The following is an 8,196-nucleotide window of genomic DNA, read 5'->3' as shown; positions in this document are numbered from 1 at the left end:
CACGATCGCCGATCCCGATCCCGTCGCCTGGAGCACCGACGAGGTCGTGCTCGTGTACGACGTTACCCCGGGGAACGTCAGCACCGCACCGCCGGTCGCGTACACGCTCGCGCCGTCGAGATTCGCGGCCCCCGATGCGGTAAACACCGCGCCAGTCGAGGCGCTGATCGAGGCACCGGACGACAGTGCCAACTCGCCAGTCACCTGGGACGACGACGACGTGACAGTCAGCGAGCCGCTCGAGGTAATCCCAAGCCCTTCCGCCGAATTGATGCTGCGGACGACAGTCGATTGCGTAATCAGAATGCGAATCTCACCGAGGAGATCGGGGATCACGACGTCGTCGGTTGGGGCAGGCAGCACATCCGCCGACCAGTTGGCCGCGTCTTGCCAATTCAGGGTGCCGGCGCCGCCATCCCAGCCCACGGTACTCAGCAACCGGCGGTCCTCGAGCCGAAACTCGTGACCGAGGTGACTGAACAATCGGCGCGACCCCTTCCCGCGCGCGCGATGAGAGCGGTGCCGCGGATTCAAGAACCGTTTTGGGAACCGCAGTTCCATGGATCTACCCTCAGTTCCTCGCGAAGTCGTTTGGGAGCCCATCCCCCCTTCTTTTTCATGGCGAAAAACCGAGCTGAAACACGCCACGGGATTCTGAATGCTCATTTTCCCGTTGAATTGAGCCTTTTTTCGGAGAGACCCCGCCGTCGCATAATGCGACAAGTGTCATGCAGCGGCGACGTGGTAGCGACTGATTGAAAGGGCTGTGTTCGGCATGGCTTTGCGCTCGACCGCAAGTCACCCTCCCCGGATAGGCCGCTCCTGCCGTTCGCCGCACGACTCCTGAATGGAAGCCGAACGTCACCATGTTTGACCGATTGCATTACCTCGACGCGATCCGTCCCGCGATGACATCGCGACCGCCGAGCACACCCCGCCCCCGACCCCCGCGGTCCCTTTGACGCCGACGGACAAGCGCGGTAGGTTCCCCCGAAAAGAGGGAGACCTGCCATGCGGCGTTCGATCCGGCGGCGGCGTGCGGCACGACGAAGCGCGGGCCTCGCGGCGGGGGAGTCGCTCGAACCGCGGCTCGCGCTGGCGGCGAGCGCCGGGACCGCCCTGGCTGGCGTGTGGCGGATCGGCGGTGATGCCACGGCAGGCAAGCCCGACGACACGATCGTCGTCGAACGCAATCCTGTCGGTGCCGGGCAGCTCCGCGCGGTCGTCAATGGCGTGGTCGTCGGCACCCGGCCCGAGACGGCCGTGGCGCGGATCATCGTCAATGGCGGCCGCGGCAACGACTCGATCCGGATCCATGTCCCGGGCAACACCCGGCTGTCCTGCACGCTCACGGGTGGCCCGGGCAACGACACGATCGTCGGCGGCGATGGCGCCGACTTTATCGATGGCGGCGCCGGGGACGACAGGATCAACGGTGGCTCCGGCGACGACACGATCGAGGGGGGCCCGGGCGCCGATTCGCTCGTCGGCGGCCTCGGCAACGACGCGCTCGGTGGTGGCGGTGGCCGCGATACCCTCCGCGGCGGGGCCGGCCGCAATTCGCTCGACGGCGGTGCCGGGATCGACGCGATCTACGGCACGGCAGGTGTCGATCGGGTGAAGCTCGACTCGGGCGAACGGCTGATCGGCAACGAGAGCACCAATCCGCTCGAGCGGATCGACGACCTCGGCAAGCTCGAAGGGTGGTACGTCGCCGCGGCGATGGCCCAGTGGGGCAGCATGCTCGGCAAGGAGACCGGATGGTGGTGGGGCCAGACCGTCAAGGCCTTCAGTGACGGGCAAGTGGCTTCCGCTTCCGACTCGTCGTCCGGAGCGGACGCTCCCGACTTCACCGGCACCAACAACCAGGTGGCCGGTGTCGACGAGACCGACACCGTCAAGACCGACGGCAAGAATCTCTACGTGATCGCCGGTGACGGCGTCGACATCCTCGACGTGTCGGCCGCCGGGAAGCTGGCGGCGGTCTCGCACGTGACCACGCCGGGCGACGAGCAGGCGCTGTTTCTCCACGGCACGCGGCTCACGGTGATCTCGCAGGAGAGCCGCTGGGAGCCGATGGTCGACGACGGCTCGACGACCGTCGGCCGATTCGCCGGCTGGTGGAACTACCGCTGGCAGTCGCAGGTCTGCGTGACGGTGGTCGACGTCTCGGCGCCCGGGCAGCCGGCGATTCTCGAGACGACGCGGATTGACGGCGCGTTCGTCGATGGCCGGGCGATCGGCGACCGCGTGATCGTGGTCATGCAAGACAGCTTCGCGATCCCGGCGCCGGCGATCATCCCGCTCCTGGCGCAACCGGTCGCGGGGGGCAGCACGCCTGCCACGCCGGGAGGTGGCGGAGCGGCCGTGGCTGCGATCGCCTTCGACCCGGGATTCAATGCACATGTCGGCGACGGCACCCGCTATGTCTACGAAGACGCGGCCGCCTACCGGGCGCGACTCGAGCGGGCGTGGGACCGGACGGCGATCCCGGGCTACACGGTGACCGTGGCCGGCGGATCGAGCAGCGGCGACGTGGCGGTGCCGGGGCGCACCTACCTGCCGGTCACGCCGCGGGACACCGGCATGCTGTCGGTCGTGTCGTTCGACGTGGACGACGCCGTGCCGGGACCGTCATCGACCACGGCCGTCGCCGGCTGCTCCGGGCAGGTGTATGCATCCGCGTCGAGCTTGTATGTCTGGTCGACCAACTACGGGGCCTGGTGGGATACTTTCGACACCACCTGGACGACGAACATCTACAAATTCGACCTCGCGGGCGATGCCGTGCCGCTGGTGGCGGTCGGCGCCGTGCCGGGGATGGCGATCAACCAGTTTGCCCTCGACGAGACGGCCGCCGGACTGCTCCGCGTGGCCACGACGGCCGGGTGGGGCGACGCGGCGTCGAGCGGCGTGTTCGTCGTGGCGGCCACGGCGGGAGGCAACCTCCGCACGGTGGGGAGCGTGACGGGGCTCGCGCCGGGCGAGCGGATCTACTCGGTGCGGTTCATCGGCGACCGCGGCTACGTGAGCACGTTCCGGGAGGTCGATCCGCTGTTCGTGATCGACCTCGCGCGGCCGACCGCGCCGCGCGTCGTCGGCCAACTCAAGATTCCGGGCTTTTCGTCCTACCTCCATCCGCTCGCCGACGGCCGGCTGCTCGGCATCGGGCGCGATGTCGATCCGGTGACCGGCCAGGTGCTCGGCCTGCAGCTTTCGATCTTCGACGTGTCGAACCCGGCGAATCCGCGGCGGACGGCGACCTACACCTTTCCCGGCAACGGGTGGAGCTCCTGGTCGGCGGCCCTGTGGGATCACCGGGCGTTTGGATGGTTCGCGAAGCAGGGGATCCTTGCCATCCCGGTGCAGGAGCAGCAGGCCAACTGGTGGGCGAGAGGCGCGACCGATCTGGTCGTCTTCAAAGTCGATCCCGGTCGGGGGGCCGACGCCTTCACGAACCTCGGTCGGATCGACCATGCCGACGACGTCAGCCGCAGCGTGCGGGTGGGGGAGTATCTGTACTCCGTCTCGCGGGGCGAGGTGCGCGTGCACCGGATCGACGACCCGGCGACGGAGCTCGGCCGCGTGATGCTCACCGCGGCCGACGACATGCCATGGTGGAGCTGGCGTGCGATCATGGTGCGGTAGGGGATCGCCGTGCTCGAATCGCTCCGCGACGAACGCCCCTGACGCTCACGGCAGCGGCAGGCCGCTTCCCTCAAAGGTCGGCGGAAACCCGCGCCCCACGCCCGACGAGAGCACCGCCCGGGCGATCGCGTCGGACCGGGCCTGGTCGCGCTTCCGACGGAGCGTCTCCCGGTCGGCCGACAGCAGCCGTGCCGCCACGCCGACCACCGCCGGACAGGCCATCGACGTGCCGCTCATCGGCGCCAGGCCCCCCGGCACCGTCGAGACCACGCCCACGCCGGGACCGGTGAGATCGATCTCCGTGCCGACGTTGGAAAACCCGGCGATGAACTCGCGCGGGTCGGTGCCGAACGGCTCGCGGACATCGGCATCCTCCATCGCCCCGCGCGGGAAGGTGCCCTTCACCCCCAGTGCCGACACCGCCACGCAGGCCGGCTCCGCCGCCGGAAACTCGACCGGCGCCCGCTCGGCATTCCCCGCCGCCGCGATCACCAGCGTGCCGGACGCGCGGGCATCCTGGATCGCCGCCGCGATCGCCGGGTCGCGCACGCCGCCGCCGAGGCTGAGATTCACCAGGTCGCAGCCGTCGGCCACGGCGCGGTCGAGCGCCTTGAGGATCGCGAAATTGCTCGCCATCGGCCCGTCCTTGCCGAACACCCGGTAGGAGCGGAGCGTGACTCCCGGCGCCAGGCCGCGGACCCCGTCGGGCGCCCCGCCGCGCGACGCGATGATCCCCGCCACGTGCGTGCCATGGCCGGCGCCGTTGTCGGCGATGTCGGCCGGATCCTCGCCGAGGACGGTGTTCGAGCCGCCGGCGACGACGAGATCGGGATGGGGGCCGACGCCGGTGTCGATCACCCCGACGGTCACGCCGTCGCCAACGGCGAGGTCGGCGCTGCCGTAGTAGTGGCGCAGGCAGTCGGGCTCGGCCGGATCGAGCCGGGAGAGGCGGACGACGATGTCGGTGCCCTTGCGGACCATGACGTTCTTGCGGAAGCCGCCCCACCAGCCCGGCGGGGCGTAGACGTAGATCCGCTCGATCCGCTTGGCGGTGCCGAGGGCCACCTCGGCGATGCCGTCGGCCTTTGTGCGCGCCTCGCCGCCGACGGCGCTGCCGACGTCGGTAAACGCCACCACCGTCGCGCCGCGGATCGGCGCGCCACCCGAGCGGGCGACGACGGCGACGCGCGTCTTGCCCGCCGTGGTGGCGCGCGGGGCGGCGACACTGGCGGCGTAGCGCACGTGGGCCGATCGGAAGAACACCTCGGGCACGATCCGCAGGCCCGGCTCGCGGGCGCGGAGGTTGGCGGCTGCCTCGGGAGACATCTCGAGGAGCTTGGGGCCGTTTTCGGCGACGCTGTCGAGGACGCGGATATCACACTCGACGCGGCCGCGCCGCATCCCGCAGCTGGCGGCGAATTTCCGCGCCGCGGAGGCACTCGTCAGCCCGCCGAGCTGGGCGAGGATGTCGCGGACGGCATCGGCCCCCGCCCGCGTTCCGGTCGGCGGGAGGACGACGAACCGCACCGGCGCCGACTCGTCAGCCATGGTGTCCCTTCCCGGTCGCCGCCGGCATCCACGAGGGCCTCGTCGTCTCCGAGCCAATCCGCCGTACAAGTGTGCGCCCTGGTGCCGGAAGGGCAAACCGTGGCGATTGCCGGAGACGCACGGCGCTGGGATACTTCGAAAACCGGAGGATTCCCCACGTCCCAAACCGTCCGGAAGCGCGCCGCCCACCATGCAACGCTTCGTCCTCCGCTTCACCGGGCAGGGTGCGGCGCCAGCGGCCGATCTGGCGCGGATCAGCGCCACGTCGGGGGTGTCGGTGATCGACGCCACGTCGCGGATGGTGCTGGTCGAGGCGTCCGGCGCCACCAGCGGGCGGCTGGCCGACTCCCTCGACGGCTGGATCTGCGTGCCCGAGCAGGGCCTCGGCCAGCCCGACCCCCGGCCGCGGCCGATCCGATCCCCCGAGACGAAGCCGAAGCCGCCGGGGCGCTCATCCGCACCGCGCGGAACGCGCGGCGACCGCCGCGGCGGGCGTTCAAAGCCGGGGGGCGAGCGGTGAGAAGAGGATGGTCAACGGCGGAATCGCAAGCGGTGGCCGGGCGGCGATCCATCGATACGGCCATCCCCATGGAGATCGCAGATCCGTGCGAAACTCAGCCGTCCGGCTTGATCATCGCCGCGAGCGTTCGCGCATCCAGAAAGAGCCGATAGGGGTGGCCGGGGAGTTCCGCGAAATCCCATCGCTCGTAGAAAGCCTTCGCACGGTCGTTCACGCAGTCGAGGATGACCGCCACGAACGCGAATGTCTGTCCCGCGTCATGGCAGTCGCGCAAGGCATGCGCGAGAAGCATGCCGCCAATGCCTCGGCTCTGGTGCCTGGTGTGGACGCCGAGCCAGGCGAGCACCGCCACAGGCAGCCCCCGGCGGGGCAGCTGGCGGACGATCGCCGGAGGGAGGTCGCCGAAATCGATCTGTCCCGTTGCCAGCGTGTAGAAGCCGGCGATGCTGCCCTCGGCATCGACGAGCACTTTCGTGGCTGAAAGCCGCTTGGACTGATGCTGGAAAGCCTTTGTTCGCAACCAATCGTTGACCGGTTTCTCCCCGCAGTCGAAAAGCCGACGTGGGTGCGTCTGTCGCACCGGCTCGAGCACCCACCCGTTCGAAAACGCCCCGACGGTCACCGCTCGCCACGCATCATCGCCCCCAGTCGCTGCTGAGCCGGCGTCGGCTTCACGGGAGCCTGGAGTGCCTGCCAGAAGGCGAGTTGCTCCTCTGGGCTGAGCAGGATGGTTTGCTCGCGGGCGCTCGCGACCTCTCGCCGAGCCTGGGAGACCGTCACCGTCCGCACGTAGTCGCTGACGCTGATCCGCCGCAACTGGGCCGCGGCAGTGAGGGCGTGCTTGCTCTCAGGATCAAGCCGCACCATGAGCGCGCTTGCGTTCAACGGCTTCGCTCGCGCTTTTTTCGCCATGCTCCGTGCTCCGGAGGACTGTCCTTGTACTCGGCACCATTGTATTGCGTTTCGCCGTACAGCCAAACCGCAGCGACTTCTGGCGCGCCCGGATCGGCCCCGGGATCCCGTATGTGTTCGCCTACCACACGTTTCTTGTCGAATTCGCGGAGCGGCCGCCCCGTTCCATGTTTCGGCCGAACCCGGGCAAGTGCCACGCCTGCGACTGGTTTCCAGCGACGCGCCTGCCGCATGCCGTGCATTGGGGAGTGAGGTGGTCGGTCAGGCGGTTGGGTCTGCTCTCGCCGGGCGTCACTTGGAAGGTCGTCGGCCGCTTCTTCACGGCAGCCTTGATGTCCTGTGTGCCGCTCATCGGCGTTGCTTCAGAAAATCGAGTGCTGCTCGAGGTGTCACGATCGCGATGCCCTCGTGCCGCCCAATCGGCAAAAAGATGCGAGCGATCCCCGGTGATCACCAGCGATGCATGTGCAGCGACCGCCAGCGCGAGGACGTGATCATCATCACAGTCCGCGACCACGACGGGAGCCACGGTGACCGGAGTCACTGTCGCCGTGATCTCACGATACCGGGAGATCAACTCCTCCGTCCTGCCCGTTGCACGGACGCGCTCAGCGAGTTGCGGGCGCTGCAACACCCTCTCCAATTCAGTGATGAGCTCGGGGCTCACCGCCGCGACGACCCAGGGCTCTGCCGCTACGAGCTCCAGAAGTGCCCTGGGTACCCCATCCCACAACAAGGCGGCGACGACGACGTTTGTGTCGAGAACGACCGTGGTGAGCTCACCCGAAACGCGAGCCATCATCGCGTTTGTCGTTCGCGCCGCAATTCCGCGCGGCAGTGCTTCACCTCATCGACGATCTGCTGCTCGATCTCGGGGGTCAGGTCAGCCGGTGGCATGGTGCGCCAGACCTGTTGCAGATCATGGAGTGCTCGGCTTCGCAGTTGCTGCCGCAGCATGCCCTGAATTGCATCGGGGTCGAGCAATCCGGCATCACGGGCGGCTTGCGCCAAGTCATTCGGAAGCGATATCTGAATCGTCGTCATAGAAGCCCCTGCTCTCTACTACCCTGTCGCCACCAGGCCCGCACGATGCTGAAACGGCTCAGGCCACGAGTCGCGTTGATCGTTCGCTGCGACGGATTGCAACCCAACAGACGCGATACTACACGTCCGTACACTCACGCGTCAAGGCCCGGAGGATAGCCCGGCAAATGTCACGTCCGCGAAGGTCTCCGGGCTGATGAGCGACTCGTGAGCCTCGGGGAGAGCGGCCTGGGCGTCCGGAGGCGGTTTCCCGAAACACCGAAACGCCGCTCACTCCCTGCTGCGATGGCGAGTTTCTCGCCTCGGCGCAGACCGTCTTCCAGTCCGCCACTCCTGGGCTTTGATGCCTCGCGTCCGGCACCGGTCATCCCCGGAAAAGAGTCCTGACACCTTTTCCGTCCGCCGGAGAGGACAAGAGCCGAATCCGCCGCGGCAACGCCCCCGAAATCGCCGGCGCCTTTCGGAGGCTGGCGCTCTCGATTCTCAAGCGAGACACTTCCGTGAAAAATTGCTCGATTCGGGGC

The 8,196-nt window shown here is 68.5% G+C and carries 8 protein-coding genes; 2 read left to right on the top strand and 6 right to left on the bottom strand.

Annotated features, from left to right (window positions below; all coding sequences use genetic code 11):
- On the bottom strand, positions 1-561 hold a 561-nt coding region (locus FJ309_16745; protein MBM3956223.1), incomplete at its 3' end, for a hypothetical protein.
- A gap of 450 nt (positions 562-1,011) precedes the next feature.
- On the opposite strand from FJ309_16745, the gene FJ309_16740 reads away from it, so the two are divergent.
- Complete coding sequence (locus tag FJ309_16740) at positions 1,012-3,648, top strand: hypothetical protein (protein MBM3956222.1); 2,637 nt, start codon at positions 1,012-1,014, stop codon at positions 3,646-3,648.
- Positions 3,649-3,693: 45 nt separating this feature from the next.
- Here the strand turns inward: FJ309_16740 and FJ309_16735 are convergent, their stop codons facing one another.
- Positions 3,694-5,388 carry a peptidase S8/S53 subtilisin kexin sedolisin gene (locus FJ309_16735; protein MBM3956221.1) on the bottom strand — a complete coding sequence of 565 codons (1,695 nt, stop codon included), beginning with the start codon at positions 5,386-5,388 and terminating at the stop codon, positions 3,694-3,696.
- Between FJ309_16735 and FJ309_16730 the strand changes: the two genes are divergently transcribed.
- On the top strand, positions 5,387-5,716 hold the full coding sequence (locus FJ309_16730; GenBank protein ID MBM3956220.1) for a hypothetical protein: 330 nt from the start codon (positions 5,387-5,389) through the stop codon (positions 5,714-5,716). The genes FJ309_16735 and FJ309_16730 overlap by 2 nt on opposite strands.
- 94 nt (positions 5,717-5,810) lie before the next feature.
- On the opposite strand, the gene FJ309_16725 is transcribed toward FJ309_16730, so the two are convergent.
- From FJ309_16725 to FJ309_16710, 4 genes are all read right to left on the bottom strand, one after another.
- Positions 5,811-6,338 (bottom strand): GNAT family N-acetyltransferase, encoded by a 528-nt coding sequence (locus FJ309_16725; GenBank protein ID MBM3956219.1) that lies wholly within the window; start codon positions 6,336-6,338, stop codon positions 5,811-5,813.
- Positions 6,335-6,583 (bottom strand): DUF1778 domain-containing protein, encoded by a 249-nt coding sequence (locus FJ309_16720; GenBank protein MBM3956218.1) that lies wholly within the window; start codon positions 6,581-6,583, stop codon positions 6,335-6,337. The genes FJ309_16725 and FJ309_16720 overlap by 4 nt, the downstream gene beginning before the upstream one ends.
- 166 nt (positions 6,584-6,749) lie before the next feature.
- Positions 6,750-7,430, bottom strand: a complete 681-nt coding sequence (locus FJ309_16715; protein MBM3956217.1) for a putative toxin-antitoxin system toxin component, PIN family — start codon at positions 7,428-7,430, stop codon at positions 6,750-6,752.
- On the bottom strand, positions 7,427-7,672 hold the full coding sequence (locus FJ309_16710; protein ID MBM3956216.1) for a hypothetical protein: 246 nt from the start codon (positions 7,670-7,672) through the stop codon (positions 7,427-7,429). The genes FJ309_16715 and FJ309_16710 overlap by 4 nt, the downstream gene beginning before the upstream one ends.
- Positions 7,673-8,196: the final 524 nt, after the last annotated feature.

This window comes from Planctomycetota bacterium (assembly GCA_016872555.1).
Taxonomy (GTDB): domain Bacteria; phylum Planctomycetota; class Planctomycetia; order Pirellulales; family UBA1268; genus F1-20-MAGs016.
Note: the sequence above shows the minus strand (reverse complement) of the source record. Positions and strands in the feature narration are given on the sequence as shown.

Coding starts and splice junctions, on each gene's coding strand:
- FJ309_16740 (MBM3956222.1), top strand. CDS start 1,012: ATGCGGCGTTCGATCCGGCGGCGGCGTGCGGCACGACGAAGCGCGGGC.
- FJ309_16730 (MBM3956220.1), top strand. CDS start 5,387: ATGCAACGCTTCGTCCTCCGCTTCACCGGGCAGGGTGCGGCGCCAGCG.
- FJ309_16735 (MBM3956221.1), bottom strand. CDS start 5,388: ATGGTGGGCGGCGCGCTTCCGGACGGTTTGGGACGTGGGGAATCCTCC.
- FJ309_16720 (MBM3956218.1), bottom strand. CDS start 6,583: ATGGTGCGGCTTGATCCTGAGAGCAAGCACGCCCTCACTGCCGCGGCC.
- FJ309_16715 (MBM3956217.1), bottom strand. CDS start 7,430: ATGATGGCTCGCGTTTCGGGTGAGCTCACCACGGTCGTTCTCGACACA.
- FJ309_16710 (MBM3956216.1), bottom strand. CDS start 7,672: ATGACGACGATTCAGATATCGCTTCCGAATGACTTGGCGCAAGCCGCC.